We start from the raw sequence: 575 nt of genomic DNA on the forward strand, positions 1-575 counted from the left end.
CCTGAATGTTGTGCCAACTGCGAAAGCGACCAAGCTCACCATGAACCGTGAAGGCATTCGTCGCTTAGCCGCAGAAGAACTAGACCTATCCACCTCCCCTTACCGATTTGCAGACAACTACGATGACTTTAAAGCCGCAGTAGAGCACGTAGGTATCCCATGTGTGGTCAAACCTGTCATGAGTTCATCTGGCAAGGGACAGAGTGTCATCAAAACGGAAGACGATATTGAAAAAGCATGGGACTACGCACAAGAAGGCGGCCGAACTGGCGCAGGTCGAGTCATCGTTGAAGGCTTTATCGATTTTGATTACGAGATTACTTTGTTGACCGTTAGAGCAGTGGACGGTGTTCACTTCTGTGCGCCAATTGGTCACCGTCAAGAAGATGGTGATTACCGTGAATCATGGCAGCCACAAGCGATGTCAGAAAATGCAATCAAAGCAGCAGAGTACACGGCAGAGAAAGTCGTAAACGCTTTAGGTGGGTACGGTATTTTCGGCGTAGAGCTCTTTGTTAAAGGTGATAAGGTTATTTTCAATGAAGTCTCTCCTCGCCCGCACGACACTGGCATGG

At 48.7% G+C, this 575-nt stretch carries 1 protein-coding gene; it reads left to right on the top strand.

What is annotated here, in order from left to right; all coding sequences use genetic code 11:
• Positions 1–575 (top strand): formate-dependent phosphoribosylglycinamide formyltransferase (purT, locus tag R7Q11_RS28160; protein WP_225467225.1); only part of this gene is annotated, 575 nt, incomplete at both ends.

This window comes from Vibrio sp. 970 (genome assembly GCF_033339075.1).